The sequence below is a fragment of the Streptococcus infantis genome, assembly GCF_021497965.1.
Lineage (GTDB): Bacteria > Bacillota > Bacilli > Lactobacillales > Streptococcaceae > Streptococcus > Streptococcus infantis_B.
Genome location: NZ_CP046525.1, coordinates 1,628,451 through 1,651,224 on the forward strand (window position 1 = coordinate 1,628,451; position 22,774 = coordinate 1,651,224).

General features: G+C 41.7%; 15 protein-coding genes and 1 pseudogene. 1 reads left to right on the forward strand and 15 read right to left on the reverse strand.

Annotated elements, in window-relative coordinates; all coding sequences use genetic code 11:
* Window positions 1-1,494 precede the first annotated feature (1,494 nt).
* The 8 genes and pseudogenes from GOM46_RS08495 to hisS form a co-directional block, all read right to left on the reverse strand.
* Window positions 1,495-1,614 carry a hypothetical protein gene (locus GOM46_RS08495; protein ID WP_414930180.1) on the reverse strand — a complete coding sequence of 40 codons (120 nt, stop codon included), beginning with the start codon at window positions 1,612-1,614 and terminating at the stop codon, window positions 1,495-1,497.
* Window positions 1,615-1,825: 211 nt separating this feature from the next.
* A complete protein-coding gene (locus GOM46_RS08500) occupies window positions 1,826-1,966 on the reverse strand; it encodes a hypothetical protein (protein ID WP_414930181.1) in 141 nt (46 codons plus the stop codon).
* Between the two features lie 5,618 nt (window positions 1,967-7,584).
* Complete coding sequence (locus tag GOM46_RS07965; protein WP_235083540.1) at window positions 7,585-7,752, reverse strand: hypothetical protein; 168 nt, start codon at window positions 7,750-7,752, stop codon at window positions 7,585-7,587.
* A 1,472-nt stretch (window positions 7,753-9,224) separates the two neighbouring features.
* Window positions 9,225-10,145: pseudogene (locus GOM46_RS08505) on the reverse strand (glycosyltransferase); the annotation flags it as partial.
* A gap of 242 nt (window positions 10,146-10,387) precedes the next feature.
* Window positions 10,388-10,549, reverse strand: coding sequence for a hypothetical protein (locus GOM46_RS07975; protein WP_235083542.1), 162 nt, complete (start codon window positions 10,547-10,549; stop codon window positions 10,388-10,390).
* 153 nt (window positions 10,550-10,702) lie between these two features.
* Window positions 10,703-12,394: a collagen binding domain-containing protein gene (locus GOM46_RS07980; RefSeq protein WP_235083543.1), complete on the reverse strand. Its 1,692-nt coding sequence runs from the start codon at window positions 12,392-12,394 to the stop codon at window positions 10,703-10,705.
* 261 nt (window positions 12,395-12,655) lie between these two features.
* The gene (locus GOM46_RS07985; protein WP_235083544.1) at window positions 12,656-14,242 is read right to left on the reverse strand and encodes an LPXTG cell wall anchor domain-containing protein; all 1,587 of its coding nucleotides are present in this window, start codon (window positions 14,240-14,242) and stop codon (window positions 12,656-12,658) included.
* Window positions 14,243-14,453: 211 nt separating this feature from the next.
* Window positions 14,454-15,734, reverse strand: a complete 1,281-nt coding sequence (hisS, locus tag GOM46_RS07990) for a histidine--tRNA ligase (protein WP_235083545.1) — start codon at window positions 15,732-15,734, stop codon at window positions 14,454-14,456.
* Between the two features lie 196 nt (window positions 15,735-15,930).
* On the opposite strand from hisS, the gene GOM46_RS07995 reads away from it, so the two are divergent.
* Complete coding sequence (locus tag GOM46_RS07995; protein WP_235083546.1) at window positions 15,931-16,506, forward strand: MptD family putative ECF transporter S component; 576 nt, start codon at window positions 15,931-15,933, stop codon at window positions 16,504-16,506.
* Window positions 16,507-16,527: 21 nt separating this feature from the next.
* On the opposite strand, the gene GOM46_RS08000 is transcribed toward GOM46_RS07995, so the two are convergent.
* The 7 genes from GOM46_RS08000 to GOM46_RS08030 all read right to left on the reverse strand — a co-directional run bounded on the left by GOM46_RS08000 (window position 16,528) and on the right by GOM46_RS08030 (window position 22,733).
* Window positions 16,528-17,220, reverse strand: coding sequence for a methionine ABC transporter permease (locus GOM46_RS08000; protein WP_006149603.1), 693 nt, complete (start codon window positions 17,218-17,220; stop codon window positions 16,528-16,530).
* Between the two features lies 1 nt (window position 17,221).
* Window positions 17,222-18,283, reverse strand: coding sequence for a methionine ABC transporter ATP-binding protein (locus GOM46_RS08005; RefSeq protein ID WP_235083547.1), 1,062 nt, complete (start codon window positions 18,281-18,283; stop codon window positions 17,222-17,224).
* Window positions 18,276-19,649, reverse strand: a complete 1,374-nt coding sequence (locus GOM46_RS08010; RefSeq protein WP_235083548.1) for a M20 family metallopeptidase — start codon at window positions 19,647-19,649, stop codon at window positions 18,276-18,278. The genes GOM46_RS08005 and GOM46_RS08010 overlap by 8 nt, the downstream gene beginning before the upstream one ends.
* 121 nt (window positions 19,650-19,770) lie before the next feature.
* Window positions 19,771-20,625: a MetQ/NlpA family ABC transporter substrate-binding protein gene (locus GOM46_RS08015; protein ID WP_235083549.1), complete on the reverse strand. Its 855-nt coding sequence runs from the start codon at window positions 20,623-20,625 to the stop codon at window positions 19,771-19,773.
* 153 nt (window positions 20,626-20,778) lie between these two features.
* Window positions 20,779-21,621 (reverse strand): amino acid ABC transporter substrate-binding protein, encoded by an 843-nt coding sequence (locus GOM46_RS08020; protein ID WP_235083550.1) that lies wholly within the window; start codon window positions 21,619-21,621, stop codon window positions 20,779-20,781.
* 103 nt (window positions 21,622-21,724) lie between these two features.
* Window positions 21,725-22,048, reverse strand: coding sequence for an AzlD domain-containing protein (locus GOM46_RS08025; RefSeq protein ID WP_235083551.1), 324 nt, complete (start codon window positions 22,046-22,048; stop codon window positions 21,725-21,727).
* The gene (locus GOM46_RS08030) at window positions 22,038-22,733 is read right to left on the reverse strand and encodes an AzlC family ABC transporter permease (protein WP_235083552.1); all 696 of its coding nucleotides are present in this window, start codon (window positions 22,731-22,733) and stop codon (window positions 22,038-22,040) included. Before GOM46_RS08030 ends, GOM46_RS08025 begins: the two co-directional genes overlap by 11 nt.
* Between the last annotated feature and the right edge of the window lie 41 nt (window positions 22,734-22,774).

Sequence of the window (22,774 nt, forward strand, 5' to 3'; positions counted from 1 at the left end):
TCCTCTGTCAAAGACGACCAATGGCACAAACTGGAATTAAAGAGTGCAGCTCATGGTGATTACCGTGATTAAAGGTAAAAATCGTAAACTTCTGTACCAATTGGTACCAGGTAAAATCCATCAGCTGGGATATTGATGGCGTAAAAGGCTACTGATATCGAGGAAATAAAAAGACCAAAAACCAGTGTTTACTAAGCGCAGAAATGAATCGGTAGCTAAACTGTTTGCTCACACTTGAAAACATGCCCTGGTTGGAAGAAAAAAATGACGGTACTGCTGATAGAAAACCATTATACCAGAGAAGCCTGATATTTTTTGTCATCTTATTTTTTCTTCGGGAGATACCTTGCAAAAACACGAAAACTTCACCCGATAAGCAAAGCGGCCGCAGATAATGTACCACACTTTTTAGTTAGTTTTCGTTGTTCATTCTGTTCTACTGTAGAGTAAGTTCTCTAATTGTTAGAGCTACTGTGATGCGTGCTGCGTCATTGGGTCCAGTGGCCTGTGTTCTTAGGAAACGGCAATCACTTCACGGACTTATTCTTCTCCAGCTAAGAGCATGACAAGCGGTGCAAGGGTCCGATAGCCAAGCCACCGTGTGGGGGAATGCCCCATAGTCCATAGTCTTACCAAAAGAAAAACCAAAACTGATCAATTGGCCTCTTCGCTGAGGCAGCGAAGAGCTTGTGAACAACGTTATTGGAGTCCTTTGGTTGATACGAAGGCTACCACCACCAAGTTCATAACCATTCAAGACGGAACTCGTAGGCAATGGCACGAACCGTGGCTCAAATCTCCTCAAGTCCTGAGCTGTTTCTGCTGAGGAAGGGAATGGATGGGTGGGCACTCATATAACGGCCATTCTCTCAGACCATTCAAACAATTGGCCAGTCAACACCAGAGGAAGTGAATTGTCATATCAATCAGGACTAGTTCCTTCGCAATACGTCCACGAAAGGGCACCAAGTGTTTGCATTAGCTACTTCAAGCGTATCTGGCTACAAAGCGAACCACGTCCTTATCTTCAAGACCTAATTGCCTTGTCCAAATCTCACTGACGATACCATGTCAAGAACACCATGAGCAACTGGACCGTTTTAATTCACGTCAACAACCCTTGACCCAAGCAAGACCTTTAGCCCCATAATGCGCTGGCTAATTCGTGTTCACTCTATGTCGAGAATGCCTTTACTGTGAGTAGTTATCTGCCCTGCCACCTTTACGACATATGGCCCCCACTTTGAGACGCAGGGCCCTTCTGAAAAGACTTTTGAAATCAACAACCTTTGACAACTTCTATGTGTCAAAGTCTTGGAAAGCCACATCTCCAAACGAGTGTCAGGTGTGTCAGAAACATTAAAGAGCCATGGCATGAACTACATACGTCAGTACGAATGGCGGAATGGTAAGTCACATTCGCGCCTTTTGTTTCCTTCATCACTCCCGCGCAATCAAGCCTTCTGTGATGTCTTGAGACTATTATCTTGCCAGTCAGAATGAAGTTCTCCAAAGGCGACCACGGTCAAATCCAGCATTCATCAAAAACTGTTTTGTAATCTGCGGCTTTGAGAGAGCATAAGAAATGCCCTTATTGACACGAGATGGTACCAAATAGTCACGCGCCCCTTCTGGCTTGATTTAGAAGGAATGGTGTTTCCACATCGATTAATTCCAACTCATACAAGTAGTACGGATAGATGCGTTACCTTGGCACGAAGTTTAAATTTTCCAACATCTTGGACGACGAAGGATCAGGTTAACGGCTTAACGTAGACGGTATCATCGTTTGCTTCAATGCCATACTTGATTCGAATGGTGTTGGTTAGCTGTATGTAAGGCACAGTAAGAGTGTTACATTCAATTCAACCGCTCCAGTCGCCAACTTGTCATTTGCTGTCAAGTGAGCAACTTGTCCAGTCACTCGATAAACATATTCGCTACGAAGGCTTTCAGCTGTTACCATCACTCGCAGATACTTTCGGATTTATGACCAACTGCATGATCCTTCGCTGGTCACGAAGGGTCGTAAAGATCATCCACCCAAGTCACGACGACGAGCAACCAGCCTGCAAGGTAATCTTGTCCGATGTGCTCTCACGAACACGACCAGAATAAATCCTACGTTCATGTTTTCGCTCTTTTTATTCTGTACTATTTACATAAAAAAGCGCAGGCTCTTCATGAAAATCATCAGAAAGTTGAGAGAATTCCCCTCTCATAAATGGAAAAAACAGCAGTTCATTCGCTGGATTAGTATTCTTTATTTTTTACGCTTTTCCGCAATCTTGCTGCCTTCTTAGAGAACAATCTCCGTGCACTAAGCCGTCGCAAATCGCAAATACCTGCCAATTGGTGCGAAGATACTGCTAAATAGTTATAAAAGAAATCCCCTTTTAAAGCATATGCAAGCACTCCAATGATAAAGAAGAGAACAACTGCCATGACACACGCTAATAATATCACTCGTTTCATGACTCTCCTGAGTCTATTATAGCATGACTATCATTAAAAAGCGATTAAATTATTCAAAAGCATGTAGCTATACTATAAGCTATACCAACTTTGTATATAAGCCAATCCAAGTAAAGCCAAGTGAAGCATAATAGGAATTGGTTGTGGGGTGCCAGGGAAATGAAGAGAGCAAAATGATACTACTTACAAGAAGAAAGAGAACGTTTGCTTGATGTTATCCTGTGAGGGAAGACATAGCGGAGCTAGCATACCTATAAGGTTATTCTTCTGTCAGGGGTGCAAATACAACTACCATAAAGACAAGAAAGGAGAAGGTTGATTATGAGTCCATTGTTCGCCGTCTGTTGATTGACTGATGTATTCATTTGGCAAAAAGAATTGATCACAATGACAAAGGCCAATACTAAGGCAGTAACCAGATGTATTTGTTAGAGGCTGTTTTTCAATCGTAACAGTTCCTGTTCTTATACCACTTGTAGGTAACGAAGGTAAGTCTGCTAATAAGACATAAAACAGGACAAAAACGTAGTCAGGTGCTCCCAAACTTCATCGCTGCCACACCTACAACCTGAAATGAAGTATAAATCATAATAAAGAAAGAAAGCAAGGGCAACCAGCAATTTTTTTTTTAAGTGTTTTTCATAATATTATCTATTGAAATAACGTTTTGTTTTCGCAACTGTGCAACCATTCGTGTACAAATGGATACAACTGCACGGAGTAGAGCAACCAACTGTACTTGTCCTACTACTAAGAGATAGCACGACTAACAGACAACATAAGATAGCAGGAATGAGGAGCTGATGAACTTGAATAAGATCAAGTAAGATTCTTACCATATCAGCCTGTTTTCTCCTCATCATAAGTACGAGGTATTCAAAACTCCTTTGGAGTCGCCATAATGAAAGTTTTATAGTTACGAACCTTGCAGTGATTTTGAGACAGTTACACCCGACCAGATACCTACAACCTCAAAAGTATGGGTGCTACTGATTTGCCTAACCTCTACAATCTAAAGTAGGCAGGATAGCATACTAATTTGGCGAAAAACATTAACTACGTAGCATCATCTAAGAAGCGATACGTAGGAAAGGTAGTCTTGATCATTTCTTCATTCCCTTGCCCCACTCTCCCTCCCCCCTCCCTCCCCCCCTCCCCCTCCACCCCCCCCCCGCCCCCCTCCCCCTCCCTCACCTTTTCCCCTCCCTCCCTCACCTCCCCCCCCTTCCTTCCCCCAAGCCCCCCCCTACTCCTCATCCCCCTTTCCCCCCCTCCCCCCCCCCTCATTTCCCCCCCCCTCCCCCTTTCCCCCCCACCCCCCTTTCCCCCCCCCCCTACCCCCCCCTCTTCCCCTACCCTCCCCTTCACTCCCTTTCCCCCCTTCCTCCCCCTCCCCTTCCACCCTCCCCCCCCTTTCCCCCTTCCTTTTCACGTCCCCTTCCCCCCCTACCACCTCCTTCCTCCCTTCCCCCCCACCACACCCCCCCCCTCCCCCCCCCTCCTCCCCCCCTCCCCCCTCCACACTTCCCCCCCCTTCCCATCCCCCTTCCCCCCTCCTTTCCCTCCCCCCCCACCAGACCACTCCCCCCCCCCCCCTCCCACCCCCCCCTTTCCTTCCTCCTCCCCTTGCCCCTTCCCACCTCCCCCCCCTTCACCCCCCTCTCTCCCCCCCTTCTTCCCATCCCCCCCCCCTTACCTCTACCCCCTCCCCCTTTGTTCCACACCCGCCCCCACTTACCCCCCCCCTTTCCCCCCTTTTCCCCCCCCCCCCCCCTCCTCCCCTTCCCCAACCCCTCTTTCCTGCCCCCCCCTTTTCCCCCTCTCCCCCCTCCCCCCTCCACCCCCCCCATCCCCCCCCCCCCCCCCCCCCCCCTCCCCTTTTTTTTTTTTTTCTCTCCCCTCCCCCCCTCCCCCCTTTCCTTTCCTTCCTTCCCTCCCCCCCCCCCCCCTCTCTCCCTTCTCCCCCCCCCTCCCTTCTCCCCCCCCTTCTTCCCTCCCTCCCCCCCCTCCCTCCCCCCACTCCCCCCCCCCCTTTTTCCTCCCCCCCCTTAACCTCACACCCACCCCCCTATTTTTTAAGTTTTTCATAATATTCTCCTATTTGAACTAACGTTTTGTTTTCGCAACTGATGTCAACATTCGTGTACAAATGGATGACAACTGCTACGGTAGATCAACCAACTGTACTTGTCCCTAATACTAGAGATAGCACGACTCAGACAAACATAGTAGCAGGATGAGGAGCTGTGTGACCTTGAATAATCAAGTAATCTTCTTCATCTCAGCCTATTTTTTCTCCCTCATCATCAGTATCGAGGTATCCAAGAACTCTTGGGCGTCGCCATAATTGAAAGTTTATAGTTAGCGCTGGCTGGTGAACCCTTGCCTATGATTTTGAGACAGTATCCACCCGACTCAGATACCTACAACCACACAAGTATGGGTGTTACTGATTTGCCTAAACCTCCTAAATCTAAAAGTAGGCAGGGATAGCATCCTATTTGGCAACATCCCAAGCTACTGTAGCATAATCTAAGAAGCGTACGTAGCGCAAGGTAGTCTTGCTCATTTCCTTCATCCTCTTCTCTCTTTGATACTTCGATAAGCTGATGACTTTCTAGTGAATATAAATGTTAGGATTGCGTAATCAGCCCCAACCAAGAACTTGAGTACGAGGCAAGTAATTACTTGCTTCTTGGCTGTATACTAAAGGATTACAGACTCAGGAAACCAGCAAATATTCCTAATAAAACACTTGCAAGAAAATCTTCATGGCACAAATGATTGTTTCTTTTCCATCTTTTACCCGTTTCTAAAACGACCAGACAACCAGACCCAAGCTTTACCTGATTCGAGATAGCGGTCCAAGCCCCTGCTCCAGAGTGATACCAAAAGCAAACAACAACAAGTAAAGAGATATCTTGATTTCTAGCTTTTTTTGCTCCATCCCACAAGGGGTCATTCCCAAGGCCAACCTTCTAGATAGGCATAGATAAGTTTACTGTTTATAATCCCAATCTCCGTCGAAGAGAGAAACAGAAGACTGTCACCAACGAACGCATATTGGCTTGAATGTTAAATAGTTTCCTAAACCTGACACAAACCCTGAAAGTGCTTTGTTCTCTGTATCGGGGGGGCCGATTGAAAACCTGCTAAAATTCTTCATAACTTTTCTCCTTTGAGGATTCTCTTTAACTTTATTTTTTTCTCTACCATCTAAACTAACAGTAGCACTATATTATTCCAGAAGAGGTACTTGCTTCACGATCTGTAAACCACCAATAGACTTCCAATCATAGCCAAAAGATTCACGATAAACACGCGATACATGATAATAAATCATTTTATACTTGTTCATCACTCATCCTCCTCTAAGCGAAAGCGACTCGAACGCTCATGGAACGACCGGCTCATGGAAATATCTGAGAGGCAATCTACAGGGCAATGACGTGATGAGTGTAACTCATCCCGCTCATGCAAACTGATGGTTTGGCCTGGACACGGCCAGCTAGTTGGCCAGCCTCTGTTTGAATTCAGCCATCGCGACCCGAAGCTCTGTTTAGACTTTTTAGCAATGTCTTTTTTCTCCTTTGTTCTTTATCTTGATTTTATTGTAACAACATCTCTTTTATTTTGACAAGCATATTTGAGTCAAAAAGTTTAAGATTTTTGTCATTTGCAAAAGACTCGTCGCTGACTTGTATCCTGACCGTGCGTGTTGATGGGTGTGATACACACATAGTTCTTACCAAGAGCTATGAGCGCCGAATCTTCCTTGACCTTGCTTTTTATCTTCTTTTTGTATCGTCTCTTCTGAGGTGTGCGTAACGAGTGATAGACTGATGGAGTCGTAGAGCTCCTGAATCCATCTTTCTGAGAGAAACAATTCTACCTTATTTTTCCGGAAGTAATCGGGAGAAATAAACTGTTCCAAGCTTTTGTCACTAGAACATACTTACCGTCACTTTCACTTTCCAACCTTCACTATAAGGGATGGAAGTCATCATATATTTACTGTCATCCGTGTATCACTGAACGACGATATAAGTATTGAGAATTCTCAACTTGTAGGCCTTGTGCCTTCCGTTTTCTAAAGCCCTTTGAATTTGACTGATCTCTGCACGATAACACCTGCGTTGAAAGGTCAACTTATCCAGTTTTAAAACGAACTCAGTACAGATTCTGATCAATGCATTATCTGCGATTTGCCAGAGTTGACGGGTGCGGTATTTCTCTTGGAATGAGACACTTGCCCTTTCAGAGGACTGAGTTAATCTTTTTCTGAATTTAGAAACTTGCATGCACAAAGAGTAATAGTCAGTCTAGTTCGAGGAGTAATGGTAACGAACCACTCATCACCTTAGAAGATCCACACGCTGTAGACTGCAGTTCCCTTTTCTTGTCAACATTTTCCACTGTTTAGGGTTTTTCTGTTTCAATCATCTCCGTAGGCCCAGAGTTTTTTAGCGTAAGTAGTCTAGTGTATAATTTTCCTCGCCCTTTTTTCACACCTTCCTAGAGTTGATGATGATTTTTTTGATTTTGATAGCGTTATTCTTTACCAAAGTTGATATTTCTTACTCAATCATTTGTTCCATCAGCTATGTAAAGAATTTGTGGATTTTTCGGGGGGTGACCAATATAGCTGCTCTCTTCATAGACCTTACTCGTGAAATAACGGCGCATGTCCAAAACGGCCTGTGCAAAACGAGTGAAATACATTCTCTCGGATGAGCTTCTTTCATCAGACAGGTTTCCAGATCCTTGACAAATCCTATAATAGCGAACACCGTAGAGGCATCTGTTAACAGAGTTCCATTTTCATACTCAGTTTTTGCTGCGGTTAATACCCTTGGTCCGCCCATGTAAGCAAATTGATCCTGTTGGTACGCTCTAATTCTAGAATAAAGTGGTACTTAGACCTGGTAAGACCAGTGACGGCACTGTTTTTGAATATGCAAAAGTAGTAGCGATTCGATAGAATGGTGATCTGCCTTGTTTTTTGAACATCATCCTGTGACCTGTTTCACAGATACTGTTTGTGCTTCTACAAATTATCTACGTCTGCATAACCAAAGGTCACTGAGAAGATAAGCATTATAGCCTAATTCAAAGATGGTTAGGTGACAAGGCAAGAATTGCCAATCTGGTCATCTTGTGCGCAATAAGAGATAACTGCCAAATAGACCAGCAAGGTGTAACTACACCTGAGAAGAGATTAACCCGTTTGGAGAAGAATTCCTGAAGAAGAACGACAGCCCCAGCTATCAATGCCATGAATACCATTTTTTTCACTTTAGGACTTTACAGACGACTCCAATAGGATAGAGAAGCGGCCAGTATAGCTAATATAAATCCAAAATACAATAAAGTTCTTTGATAGAAATTGAGTCGAAGCCTTCAGTTGAGTTTTTGGAAGATAGGTTAATTTCTTTGTATGAGATAAATTGCTGATAAAAACCAGTAACACCACTGAAAGCCAACTTCCCTATGCGAGAATTGCTACTTGTCCCTTCACTACCTTATAGGCTAAGACGAGCATAAAGAACGAGATAACCATGAACGAAGAAGACTCCAGCTGATTTTGGTCCCAATATGCCTATTTTTACTTACAAATTCATTAACGAAAGGAAATCAAGAAGATTAGGGTGACACACTGCAAGCCCAAACGTTTTTCCTTGGCTACCTGTTTCGATGTAAGTAAAGATGAAACCTAGAATCCCTAACTGCACCGTATATATATTTGGGAGGTTAGGTCGCAGTCGACAACCAGAGTCGTATCAAAGCCCCGATTAGCAGCTTCGATAGGATATCCACAGGATTAATTTGAAAGGCAAAAGAAAACCTCATGGCATCTCAACCTGCCCCATTACTCACTCTCGCATAAGATTGTAAAAAGACTGCACAATTATTACCGAAGCTGTTTGCAACTCAATGACGTAGGGCAAATGTTTTTACCAGGACTTAGGAATTGTTTTAGTTTTTGTTTCAAGTTCCCTGGATAGAGAGACGTGTCGAAACTAATCGCAAGAGTATAGGACGATAAAATCGAAATCATAATACCCATATAGAATTGAAGAAAGACCGTTAGTCCCTAAAAAAAGCATAGCGATTAGGGTTCTTCCACATCCAGATCTCTTCCAGATAGATGATAACAGCAGTAGCATGATCATGGCATCATAGAAAATTACGTTCGCTGATAGGAAACGAGCCATTCCGGAAAGAGCATCGGCTGTTGCAAACAAAAAGGTTAAACAACCACATACGTGATTCTGCACCCTTATAGCGCTGAATCGAAAAATGAGAGAAAAAAGTCCGATTGCAAACCGTATCTGAGCCAATAGTTAAAAGACTGCTACACCAAGTGTTTTGACGGGATAATAATAAAAAATATTAAAGGACTCATTAATAATAGCCTAAAACCCTATCCTATCTCCACCAGAGAGATTTCGTAAGGAGTAGGTTCGACTTGCTTTAAATATCACAGTAAGTACCGTCATTCTAGTAAGCCAAAAAGCGGATATAACTGCTTACCAAAGTCAACTGCCATCAGAACTTTATTCCCAAAGGGAATAGCTACCCATGAAGAACAAACAAGCACATGATGGTCATTGGAAATAAGGCAACTCATCGTATAAAGCAAGGCTTTGGATGTTTTCCCTTCAACTCTTGCCACCCTTTACCACTTATTCCATGATTGATTTCTCCTAATGTCATTTTAACCGATCTATCTTTTTCAGCTTGTGGTCAATATTGCTTTTCGCGATGAAAAAGTGAGGACTATTGTTTCACCTCGTATAATATTTTCAATATACTCCTCCAAGTACACCGATGAAGATCAATTGCACACTACTAAAACAGATAATCGCTGCTATTGTCGTGAAATAGCACTCGTATTCTGAAGAAAGATATATATGCAAAACTCTACACAATGTGTAGAGCAGAGACGAACATACTGACAAATCCAAATTGGATACAAATTTCTGAGGCGACGATCGTTAAATGATATAATTCCCTGGAAAGCATAATTTCATAGACTTTTTAAAGCCGATTTAAACTTTTTCCTGCTATACGCACTTGGAGAGACTCATTTTATAAGGGTACTTCTCTTTAAAACCATCCACTATAAAGCCCTTTGTTGAACGATTATACTCTGGAATGGGGAACAATACATCCACAGCTCTCTGCTTAGGAGACGTAATTCTGAATTTCCCGTCCTGTTAATGACATCCATGAGTGGTTAGTAAAATTTATAAACTACGAGCAAAGTAACTTCCTACGAAAGACTCTCCTTCTCGACTTCTCTGACCACTGACAAGATCATAACCTTCTTTATAAGCATCTACAAAGAGGGGAATCAGATAAGGCGGATCGTTGCAAGTCGCCATCCATCCCCAAACAGCATCGCCAGTACATATTAAACCAGCAAGATTCCCTCTCAGCGTCCAAATTTCTACTAAAGCTGATATACTTGACCCGCGGTTTTTCGTTTGCAAATAGCATTGATTAGTTCTAAAGTCTTCGCTACTCCCATCGCGATCCTATATGAGAATTTCATAATCAATAGTTTTTTTCGACATATCATGCTCTCTAGCTGTTCAGAATAGCTTTTATAGTTTGAGATAGAAATAATTTCTTCGTTTAAGGGTAATTAGAATTGATAGTTTCATCTAATGGCTCCATAGTCTTTATACTTTTTAAAAAGGAGAGAGCACTGCTCTCTCCTCTCTAAAGAACACTCATCTAATATTATTTAGAAAATTTACGTTTCATTACTACAGTACCTGAGCAAGATTACTAGAACCTGCCAATACAATACAGTACAGTCGCTTCAACCAGTAAATGGAAGTTCCGATCTTCTCTGTTGTTGATACAGAAGTGCTGTTTTTAGAAGTTGTTTCTGTTGTTTCTGTTAACAACTTGCTCTTCTGGAGTTGTTTGTTTCAGACACAACTGGCTCTTCTGGATTGTTTGTTGAAGTAGTCGTTGCTCTTTCTGGAGTTGTTGTTGTTTGGTTCTGTACATGGGTAATATGCATTGTTTTTTTTGTTTTGTGGCGTTGTTGTTCAGACACAACTGGCTCTTTCTGGAGTTGTTTTTTGTTTCTGTTACAACCTTTGCTCTTCTGGATTTGTTGTTGTAGTTGTTGTTGTAGTTGTTGTTGAAGTATCGTGTCTTCTGTTTGAGTTGTTGTTGAAGTAGTCGTTGTTGGCTCTTCTGTTGTTTGTTAGTTTTTTGTTGAAGTAGTCGTTGTTGGCTCTTCTGTTGTTGTTGTAGTTTGTAGAATAGTCGTTGTTGGCTTCTTCTTTTGTTTGTTGTTGTTGAAGTCGTCTTTGTTTGGCTCTCTTTGTTTTTGTGTTGTATATAAGTATTCCCGTTTGTTGCTCTTCCTTTGTTGTAGTTGTTGTTGAGGAGTCGTTGTTGGCTCTTCTGTTGTTGTAGTTGTTGTTAAGTAAGTCGTTGTTGCTCTTATGTTGTTGTTGTAGTTGTAGAAGTATCGTTGTTGGCCCCCCCCTTTTCTTATGTTGTTGTGTTGTTGTTGAAGTAGTCGTTTTGGCTCTTTCTTTTGTTGTATTGTTGTTGAAGTAGTCGTTGTTGGCTCTTCTGTTTTTGTAGTTGTTGTTGTTGTAGTTGTTGTTGTAGTTGTTGTTGTAGTTGTTTTTTGGTCTACAATATTCTTAGCTACAGGAGCTTTTGGTGTTTTGAATTCACTAGCTTCAACTACAGTATCAGCTGCCAACTCATAACCTTCTGGAGCTTGAGTTTCTTTGATGATATATTTATCTCTCAATAGGCTACCAAGAGTAAATTCACCATTTGCATCTGTTTCGAAATCGCCCATTACTTGTCCAGTAGCTTGACGGATAACTTGGAATTTCGCACCTTTAAGTGGAGCACCGTTTTCGTCTACTTTTTTCACTTGAATGCTAAATTCGTAACCCACACCTTCACCGCCAGCGATTTGGATGTTTACTTTACTATTTGAATCGTACGGTGCTTTGTTATCACCTTTGATTGTCGCTGTATTCTTAATTTGTTCGCCATCAACAGTTTCATAGTTAGCAACTGCTTCATATTCTACTGCAAAATGATCGTTAGCAGAAATATTACCAAAGTCAATAGAGAATGACTTATCTGTTGCGTTTACAGTATAGTTAGCCGTAACGTCTTGTTTATTCTTAAGAGTCCATGTTCCATTATATTCCCAAGTACCTTTGAAGATTTTGAAACTACCCTTTTTGTAGGTAACCCCTGCTGATGTTATTGAATCTGAAAGAACTGCATTGTTGATTGCTTCATTAGTTCTGTTCACAGAGATACGGAATCCAAGGTTCTTGTGGTCTCCATTATCCCAACCAGATTTGATGATGGTGTAACGATTACCTTCACCGACAGTACCACTTTTTACTTTACCGTTGAATTTTACATTACCGTTTACAGAAAGCTTAAATGGAACTTCGCCATCGTTAGGGAATTTGTCTTTGTTAACACCAGCGTAGAAGAAGAATGAACCTGAAACGTCATTTTTTTCTTCAACGAATTTAGTAAATGTCAAGACAATCTTACCAGTTTTTGCGTCAACTTTTGCATCGGCAATCTTTTTACCAGTGATTGTGTCGTTGATTTCAAAATCCTGAGACTTGATATCGATTGGTCCATCGATAGTGACTGCAGTTGTATCCCCTGCTTTAACATCTTTTCCTTCTAAAGCAAATTTTGCATTCAGACGGAAACTGTCATAACGACCTAGGCTGGTTGCTAATTCTTCACCTTGGGCATTTTGGATCTTGAACTCCGTGATCACATCCACTTCCTTGGCTGCAGCAGCTTGTACAGTACCTACTGAGACCATGAACAATACCGTCAATACCGATACAAATAATGACAGTAAAAATTTAGTTTTTGCAAACTTTTTCATTATGGATTCCCCTTTTTTTATTGAATGATAAAATGAGAGCGTCATTTTTCAGAATTGATTATATCATATTTATTTACTATTGCAAGTGATTGAAAGTATTAAATTAATTTTTTTCGATTTTTTATATATATTTAGCTTTTTTGTGTTTCTATAGTACAAATATGTTATTATTCAAGACAACTATAGGTTGATAACGTTCGTTTTTTTATACACAAAATTATTATAATATTTAAAAAAAGAGAGGGGTTGACTCTCTCTTTTTTATCTGTTATATCTACGATTCAACACAACTATAGCTGATAAGATAAAGACACCTGCTGTTACTAAGCCAGCTTCCACTGTTTCCCCAGTTTTAGGAAGCTGAGGTTTATCATCTGTCGTTGTTGTTGATGAGACTTCTGTTGATTGCGTTGAACCTTCAGGAGTTGTCGTTGTTGAGCTAGTCGTTGGCTCTTCTGTTGTAGTTGTAGAAGTTGTCGCTGGTTCTTCTGTTGTGGTAGTTGTAGAAGTTGTCGTTAGTTCTTCTGTTGTGGTAGTTGTAGAAGTTATCGCTGGTTCTTCTGTTGTGGTAGTTGTAGAAGTTGTCGTTGGTTCTTCTGTTGTGGTTGTAGAAGTTGTCGCTGGACCTTCTGTTGTGGTTGTAGAAGTTGTCGTTGGCTCTTCTGTTGTGGTAGTCGTTGAAGTTGTTGGCGGTGCTTCTGTCGTTGTCGTCGTTGAAGTTGTTGACGGTGCTTCTGTCGTTGTCGTCGTTGAAGTTGTTGACGGTGCTTCTGTCGTTGTCGTCGTTGAAGTTGTTGACGGCTCTTCTGTTGTTGTCGTTGTTGAAGTTGTAGTTGTGGTTGTTCTATCACCACTTCCTTCACCTGAACCAGTTTCTAAACGCGTCAAAGCTTCAATCGAACGTGACTTGTTAAAGTTACTTGCTGACCATTCCAAAACATTGGCAACTTTAGTACCTTTTGGAAGTTCTGACGTTAATTCTGTTGTGTACTCAATGTACATTGCCCAGTTCCAGTTGTCACCAAAGTTAATGGTGAACCCTGTGATCTTACCATCCGCATTTCGAGTAAATTCGGCTTTTTTGCTAAAGTTATCGATTGGTTCCAATTTAAGAAGAGCTGCTTCATTTGGAATCTTCTCTGGTTGAGTTGCATAACGGACTGCACGGAAGGAACTTTCTACCAAGACTTGTCCACTATCACTAAAGTCATCCTTGATAACCATGTTGTTTAATTTATCTTGAACTGCGTTCAAAACAACACGCCACTTGATGCGGTTAGGATTTTCTGAATCTTGGTAACCATATTTCATTTCATAGTCACCAGCTTCACCATCTGTTTTATCATAGTTCAATGTGAAATTATCAGTACCAAACTGGAAAGTATATTTCCCAGACTCTGGCAAATTCGTTACGTTAGGACGAACAGCGTATTTCAAAGTCATGACCTTATCTTTGTAGTTCTTAGAGAAATAATCTGTAAAGGTGATGGTCACTTTTTGAGTACTTGGATCTGTCACCGCATTCGCGATTACTTCACCACTACTATGTGTGATTGGAAATGCAAGCTTGGTAATCAATCCCAATTCTTTTGGAAGGTCAAGTACAAGCACATCTCCTTCATTAATTTGTTGAGTGTCTGGGAAAGAAATGTTATTTGTTGCTTCTAAAGCTTTACCAGTGCTGATTTTGGTATCTGCTGTTAACGGCTGACCGTCAACAGTGATCGTTGTTTTATTTGTGTAATCTACAACATCTGCTGCAAACACCGTCGTAAGCACCGTCAAAGATAAGACAAGTATACCCACAAATCCAAACATACGTATCGCATTCTTTTTAAAGTTCTGCATAATCAACTCCTTTTCTTACTTAGATATATCATAGCACTTTTTGTATCCGTTTACAATATTTTTGAATAATGTCATCCCTTTTTATCCAAAATTATCAGCATTTTCCTGACTATTTTTAAAAATATCAGTTTTAATAATCGGCTTCCTTATAAAGTGATTCATGATAATTATAAAAAAAGCCGGGACCTGCTTCCCGACTTTACTTTTACTGTTAAAATCCTAGTTTTTCAAAGACTTCTTTGAAATTCTGACCGATGGTATCAAGAGAAACTTCTACTTCTTCTCGAGTTTGGTTGTTCTTGACCTTCACTTGCCCGCTTTCGACTTCGCTCTCTCCTAAGGTGATAAGGGTCTTAGCTCCAAAGACATCGGCTGACTTGAACTGGGCTTTGAGTTTACGGTTGAGATAATCTCGCTCTGCCTTAAAGCCTTGTTGGCGAATATCTTGTACCAACTCTAAAGCCTTTATATTTGCTCCTTCACCAAGAACAGCAATATAGACATCTAGAGCATTTTCGATAGGCAGTGCCACACCTTGTTTTTCAAGGACCAGAAGGAGACGCTCCACACCAAGTCCAAATCCAAAACCAGCAGTTTCAGGGCCACCAAAGTAAGCAACCAAACCATCATAACGACCACCTGCACAGACTGTTAATTCATTGCCTTCAATCTCTGTGATAAACTCAAAAATCGTGTGGTTGTAGTAGTCCAAACCACGCACCATGTTGGTATCGATGATATAGTCTACTCCAAGATTTTTCAACATTTGACGAACAGCATCAAAGTGTGCTTGGCTTTCTTCATCGAGGTAATCCAAGATAGATGGTGCATTCTCCACTGCTGCCTTGTCTTCTTTTTCCTTAGAGTCCAAGACACGAAGAGGGTTTTCCTCCAAACGACGTTGGCTATCCTTAGACAAGCTATCTTTCATAGGTGTCAAGTAGTCAATTAAGGCTTGGCGGTAAGCCGCACGACTTTCAGGATTTCCAAGAGTGTTAAGATGTAGTTTCACACCTTGAACACCGATTGCTTTCAAGAAGTGGGCTGCCATAGCGATCGTTTCCACATCAGTAGCTGGATTTCTTGATCCAAAGCACTCCACACCAATCTGGTGGAATTGGCGTAAACGACCTGCTTGTGGACGCTCATAGCGGAACATTGGTCCCATGTAGTAGAACTTACTTGGTTTTTGAACTTCAGGTGCAAAAAGCTTGTTCTCTACATAAGAACGAACGACTGGAGCAGTTCCTTCAGGACGAAGGGTGATATGACGATCGCCCTTGTCATAAAAATCGTACATTTCCTTAGTTACGATATCGGTTGTGTCCCCAACAGAACGGCTGATGACTTCGTAATGTTCAAAAATAGGGGTACGCACTTCTGCGTAGTTGTAGCGTTTGAAGATTTCACGCGCAAAGCCTTCAACGTACTGCCACTTGGCAGACTCAGCAGGTAAAATATCCTGCGTTCCTTTTGGTTTTTGTAATTTCATAGGGAATCCTCTTTATAACTTAATAGTCCTATTTTACCATAAATGAAAGGATTGGAACAGTCGGAGGAGTAAAGAAATAGCTTTAGTCTGTTCCTTTTTCATCTAGTTTACGGACAAATAGCAAATGTCGGCCAGCATTTACAATCTGAGCCAAGCATGGTACAATGAAAAACATCAGATATACGAAGGAGAATTTATGAAAAAGAATATCTTGACGACCCTTGTAGCTGCCCTTGTCTACTTTCTCTGTATCGGAGTGGGGGTTCTACTAGGAAACCTTGTCGACCACACTGGAAATATGTTTTATGCCCCTGCTTTTTCTGCTCTTGTGGGAGGTAGCGTCTATATGCTACTTTTAACAAAAGTACCTCGTTTTGGGGCGATTACAACGATTGGGCTCGTTATCTCTCTCTTTTTCCTCGGGAGCAAGCATGGTGCCGGAGCCTTTCTTCCAGGAATCATCTGCGGGCTTGCAGCGGATGGCATCGCTCATCTAGGTCACTACAAAGATAAGATCAAAAACCTTCTTTCCTTCCTAATCTTTGCATTTGGTACTACTGGCCCTATCCTACTGATGTGGCTAACTCCTCAGGCTTATATAGCAACTCTTGTAGCTCGTGGCAAATCTCAGGACTATATTGACCGCGTCATGGTCGCACCTAACTCTGGCACTATCCTTCTCTTTGTAGCAAGCGTCCTTATCGGTGCTCTACTTGGTGCCCTTATTGGACAAGTTCTTATTAAAAAAATTTCAGAAAAAAAACCATCATAAAAAGAGCCGATTGGCTCTTTTTTATTTATGACTTAATTTCTTGGTCAAGAAGTCTCCCAAGAATTGGATAGAAAAGATGATCAAAATGATAATGATAGTCGCCAAGATAGTCACATCGTGATTGTAACGGTTAAATCCATAAGCGATAGCTACGTTACCGATACCGCCAGCACCTACTGCTCCCGCCATAGCTGTCTCACCGACAAGGGAAATCAAAGTTACAGTCGTCACACGGATCAAGTCTGGCAGACCTTCTGATAAGTACACTCCTACAATGTCCCAAAATGTAGCTCCACTTGCCTGAGCTGCCTCAATGACACCACCATCAAGTTCTGATAAAACCACTTGAACCTGACGAGCAAAGAAAGCAAACACCGCAAAAGATAGGGGTACAATAGCGGCATTCGGCCCAATACTTGTTCCTACGATTAGATGTGAGAAGGGCGATAAGACTGCCAAGAGAATGATAAAGGGAACCGCACGGAAGATTGAAGTAATCTTATCCAAAACCCAAAAGACAAATTTATCTTCTAAGACGCCACCAGGAGCTGTCAAGACAAGGAAAAGTCCTGCAACTAGTCCTAGGAATCCTCCAATGATAAAGGAAAAAACTGTCATATAAAGCGTTAAATAAATAGCTGTTCCCCAGCCTGCTTGACCTAACCAGCCCATCTTATAGACGTTTGGTAAATATGTTTGAATCAACTCTGCCATCTTACTGTCCTCCCTTCAATACTTTTAGTTGCACACCAGCCTGACGGATGGCATCTTGAGCGCTTGCCAATGCTTCTTTTTCTCCTGACAAGACAACCACAAGTTCACCGACAGGAGTACCTTCCAAAATTTCGATATTTCCATAAAGAATATTGGCTGTTACTTGGTAGTGTTTGTACAGCTCATTTAAAAGTGGCTCATCTGTAGAAGCACCTGCATACTTGAGTTGTACCAAAATGCTATTTTCAGATAAGTGCTCTACGATTTCTTGCTTTTCAATCTTGACCATAGCTTCATCGATACCTGTCGCAGTTGAGATAAAGTCCTGAGTCAATGGTTGCTTAGGATCTGAGAAGATTTCAAGAACACTGCCCTCTTCAATCAAGCGACCATCCTGCATCACAGCTACACGGTTAGCAATGTCTTTGACAATCTGCATCTCATGTGTAATCAAGACAATGGTCAAACCTAGCTTGCGATTCAAATCTTGCAAGAGAGATAAGATTTGTTTCGTTGTCTTAGGGTCGAGAGCTGAAGTTGACTCGTCTGAAATCAAGATTTTTGGATCATTGGCCAAGGCACGTGCAATAGCCACACGTTGTTTTTGACCTCCAGAAAGTTGTGAAGGATAGTTTTCGGCACGATCTGCAAGACCGACCAAGTCTAATAATTCAGCCACTTTAGCCTTCTTATCTTTCTCGCTAAGTCCAGAGTGTTTGAGGGCGAAGGCTACGTTTTCCTCTGCTGTTTTCTGGCTCATGAGGTTAAAGTGTTGGAAAATCATCCCAATATCTTGACGTTTGCGGCGCAATTGTCCCGCAGTCAAAGCCACCTTGTTATCAAAGATTACATCATCATCAATGGTAATTCTACCTGCAGATGGTTTTTGCAAAAGATTAATAACACGAACCAGGGTTGATTTTCCTGCTCCAGAATATCCTACAATTCCATAAATATCCCCTTCTTTGATGTGAATGGTCACATCCTTGACCGCTGTGATGGTTCTTTTCTTTTGGTGGAAAGTCACATCAATCTGGTCTAATTTGATAATGTCTCTACTCATAACTTCTAATCAGCTCCTCTACTAATTCAATATGGGTGTAATAATCGGCGATTCGCACATTTTCATCTCCACCATGGTCTCGGCTATTGGCATTTCCTAGACCAAAGGCAACCATAGGTACTTCTAAGGCATCAAATACCGTATGCATAGGACCTGTACCAGCTGTTGTTGGCAGGACAGATACGCCCTGTGGATAGAATTTCTTGGCTAGCTCGATGACATTGAGAATGGCCGGCGCACTCATGTCACTTCGATAGCTCATCTCACCCAAAGTATAGTACAATTCTACCTTATCAAAGCCGTTTTTGTCTAGTTGTTTTCGGATTTTCTCCAAAACATCATGAGGTTCAAGCCCTGGAACCAAACGGACTTCTAGCTTGGCACTAGCCTCTGCTGGCAAAATCGTTTTAACTCCTTGACCTTGATAACCTGACTGAATCCCTTCGATATTGAGCGCTGGCTCAAAAAAGAAACGTTTTAGAAAGGCGGTACGTTCCTCTTGTAAAAGTGGCAATTCCAAGCCATAAATCTGGCTGATTTCCTCTGGATTGCGTTGGGCATAGGTTTCAACCAAGGCTAACTCACGTTCGTTCGGTTCCTGCACATCATCGTACAAACCTTCTACCAAGATACGGCCGTCGGCAGCGCGAAGACTTGTCAAAGCTTGAATGAGATACCATGGAGCTGACTCTACAATTCCGCCATAGCTCGAGTGGATATCCACATCGGCACTCTTAACCTTGGCATCAAAGGTCACAATCCCCTTGTTCCCACCAGAGATTTCTAGCTGTTCCAAAGCATTTTTAGTTCCTTGTTCCCAGACCAACAAATCTGCACCACGAAGCTTGTCCGCGTGTTTTTCTAGATATTTGTCCAAATCCATAGAGGCAGACTCTTCAGCTCCTTCCATGATGAAGCTGATATTGACTGGTAGATCATCATGGTCCTGCATGTATTTTCTAAGAGCGCTCAAGCGAGCAGTGATATGCCCCTTGTCATCATCAACCCCACGCCCGTACATGATGCCATCACGGACAGAAAGCGTAAATGGATCCTCTGTCCAGATCTGGTCACTATCCGCTGGTACTGTGTCATAGTGGTTGTAGAAAATGATAGTCTTGGCATTTGGTCGTGAACTTTTGAAATGTGCCATGACAAAAGGCGCCGTATAGCTCTCGTCAATCTCAACTTCTGCGCCAACACGTTTAAAAATCTCACCTAGATAACGAGCCACCTCTTTCAGTCCGACTTGTTGGGCAAAGACTGATTTTTTAGAAATCAAGGTACGCAAAACTTCAAAATAATGTTGTGCTACATGATCCTTTTCAAACTTTTCAATTTGTTCTTCTTGGCTAGGAAAAACCATTTTCTCTCTACCTTTCTACTAAGACTTGTACTTTCAGAATCAATACAAGTGGATTTCGTTTGTTTTAAGCTCTATACAAAAGTAAGAGGTGGAAAATATCTCTCCCACCTCCCTGTATTTATTACCAAACTGGTTGATCCAAGCCGTCTGAAGTTTCTTCGATAACTTTTTTCACTTCATCAGTGTGGTAAGCAGCGATAATTTTCTTGATTGCTTTAGCTTTAGGCGATGTTTCCCAATCACTCTTGGCAACGATGATGTTGTACCATTGTTTTGAGTTTTCGTCAGCTTGCTCTTTAAAGAGTGCTTTCTTGTAGTCCAATTTTGCTTCTGTAACAAAAGTGTTGTTTACAACAGCCGCATCAACTGATGATAATGAACGAGCTGTTTGGCTAGCATCCAATTCAGTGATTTTCAAATTTTTTGGATTTTCTTTGATGTTTGCGATGGTAGCAAGTTCTGTTCCTGAAACATCCAATTTAATCAAACCAGCTGATTGAAGAAGGTAAAGGGCACGGCTTTCGTTAGTAGCATCGTTTGGAATTGCGATTTCACCCTTGTCTGGGATTTCATCTACTTTAGTGTACTTGTTTTGACCATCTTTTGTTCCAGAGTATAGACGAATTGGTGAGATGTAAGTATCTGCAATCGCAACAAGCTCTTGTCCATTTTCTTTATTCCAGTTGTGCAAGAAGTTATAGTGTTGGAAAGCATTTAAATCTACTTCATCGTCAGCAACTGCTTTGTTTGGTTGTGAGTAATCTGTAAACTCTGTGAATTCCAATTTAATGCCGTCTTTTTCAACCAATTCTTGGATTTTATCCCAACGTGCTTCTTCTGAACCACTACGGTTAACAGTCGCAATTTTAACTGTTGTTGTATTGTCTGCTTTCTTGTCTGAATTTCCGCAAGCTGCAAGTGTAAGGCCTGCTACTGTAGCGATAGCTGCTACGCTTAACCATTTTTTGATTTTCATGATTCTTTCTCCTTTAAAAATAATACCGTAATAGTATCTCATACTTTATTTGATTTCGCAAATTGTTATTAGATAGGCAGACATATAGTTTGAAACTATATGTCTGAAAGTTGCAAAATCATCCATCTACGAGAGAATGGATGATTTACAAACTTATTTAATGTCAACTTCTGCTGGGAGGTAAGAACCACCGAAGAATTGTTGAGACAATTTTTCAAGAGTACCGTCTTTGTATAGTTCTTGGATGCGTTTGTCAACAAATGATTTCAATTCATCTTGACCTTTTGCAAGAAGTGGGTACACGTAAGGTTGTTGGTCGCTTGGAAGTTCGATGACTTTCAAGTTATCCAAACCTTGGTTTTTGATAACTGTTTCTACACCGATTTTATCAAAAATCTTGTAGTCGAATTGTCCGTCGCTCAAACGTCCCATGATTTGTTGGAAATCAGCTTTTGTATAGTTAAGGACAGTTGGGTTATCTGTATGTTGTTTGTTATACTCTTCCAACTGTTTAGCTGATGTTGTTCCTTGTACGACTTCAGTAGATTTTCCACCGATATCATCAAGTGATTTGATGCTGTTGTCATCTTTCTTAACTACAAGAACGTTAGGGTTTTTAGCAGTTGGTGCTGCATAAAGATATTTTTCTGCACGTTCTTTAGTGTAGCTGATGTTGTTAACCGCCATTTGGTATCGATCTGCGTCAAGACCTGCAAAGACACCTGACCATTCTGTCTTTTCAAACTTGACATCATATTTGTCAGAGTCTTTAAAGATAGCACGAACAACTTCGATTTCGTAACCAGTCAACTCACCATTTTCTTCATAGTTAAATGGTTTTGGTGAAGCGTTGGTTGCAACGATAATTTCTTTCTTACCAGATGTTGCTTCACTAGTTGCAGCATCTTTCTTCTCACCACCTGAGCAAGCTGCTAATGCACCCGCGGCAACAAGCCCTAGGGCAGCAAGCGATGAATATTTAACGATTTTTTTCATGATAATTCCTCCAAAATAAAATACAGTCTAATCTTAACAGAAAAAATGAGATTGCGCCATTATATGATTTCTATATTTGTGATAGGTTTTCTTTATGGCTGATTTAAAAGACAAGACGCAAGATAGCAATCAAGACAACTCCAAAAAGAACAGTGCCAACCAGATTGCGGTAACGAAAGGCGACAAAGCCTGTTGGAAAAACTGCTAAAAAGTCCAACCATTTTATCTGCGGGAGGCTTCCAGCTTTTCCGCTCACAACACTTGAAAGAATCAAAGCGAAGATAATAGAAACTGGGAGGAATTTCAAAAAGCGTTCGACAATAGGCGGCAACCCCTTGTACTTAGCAAGGATAAAAGGAATCATTCTCGGAATCCAAGTCACCAAGCCAGAAAAGACGATTGCCATTAAAATATACTTACTGACCATCCAAAATCACCCCCATTGTACAACCCAACAAGGTCGCAAATAGGACAGCTAGCGACTGAGACACTACTGTCAAGAGCACAAAAAAGGAAACAGCAACAACTCCAAGAATGATGAAGAGATTGCGTAAGGGAATCCGTTTTTGCATAATTTGAAACTGGGAAGTGAAAATCCCGATAAACATTCCCACTAGGGCAAAATCTAGACCAAAAACTTCCGGATTTGGCAAAAGGCCACCTAGAGCAGTTCCGACAACTGTTCCCAAAAACCAAGAAATATAGCTATTGAGATTGTTTCCATGCATCCACATAGGGTTGACCTTATCCGTATGAACTAGCTCTCCCATCAAGACCCCATAAGTCTCATCGGTCAAGAGACTGGACATGCTGATATTATGCCAGAGACTGGTATGACGGAAATAGGTCGACGCATGCAAACTCAGCAAGAAGAGACGCAGATTAATCAAAAAGACCGTCATAGCAATGGCTGCCACAGGGGCTTGAACTGCTATCAAGGCTATCATGGCAAACTGAGCACTCCCAGCATAGACAAAGAGGCTCATCAAGCCCATCTCTACAGGGGTTACATAAGGGGAACCGATAATGCCACAAGCAAGACCAATGCTAACATAGCCCAGAGCCGTTGGCACCGCAGCCTGCACACCATCCCAAAATCCTTTTTCTTTCATAAACCTCCTCACTATTCATTCCTTCATCAACTGCTTTCCAG